Source organism: Ruminococcus sp. AM26-12LB (assembly GCF_003480785.1).
Lineage (GTDB): Bacteria > Bacillota > Clostridia > Lachnospirales > Lachnospiraceae > Blautia_A > Blautia_A fusiformis.
In genome coordinates, this window is the sequence record NZ_QUJX01000038.1 from 1 (window position 1) to 558 (window position 558).

The 558-nt window shown below is 44.6% G+C and carries 1 pseudogene; it reads right to left on the bottom strand.

From position 1 onward, the window contains the following. Positions 1 to 558: pseudogene (locus DW694_RS16635) on the bottom strand (hypothetical protein); the annotation flags it as partial.

The following is a 558-nucleotide window of genomic DNA, read 5'->3' on the forward strand; positions in this document are numbered from 1 at the left end:
TCCGGCAGCTGCACCTCACTGACTGCATGAAAATTAAACCGGACATCTGTTCCCAATTCATTTTTTCCTGCCATCGTTTCTTCCCATATGTCTTTCTGTACTGCCTGTATTTCTTCGATTGTAAGTGTCTGTCCACTCCGCAGGGTTACAACAGAATCTTTCGGGAATTCCGTCAAGTCATAGAGTGTTGTTCCATTTTCCTGCAGATATTCTGATACAGTTTCTAACGCTCCTTCATCAAATCCATTCCATAAGTCCTCCGCTACAAGCTGTCCATTTTCTGCTACGATAATGCCAGCCACATCGGAGCCAAATTCATCATGTTCCATTAAGAAAAACTTTTCCCCAGCATATTCCTTTTTATCAACCGTATGCCATGTCCCGTTATGTCCTTCTGCTTCATATCCTCTTGTCTCTGCTGTGATCGTCACTTCGTTTTCTCCTATCGCCTGTTCTATCCTCTGCATCCGGATCTCAGCTCTTGCCATGTCGATAAACCCATCTAAAACTGCCGGGTGGCTTTCAATCACATAATCCAGGTTCAGATTTCTGCCCCGG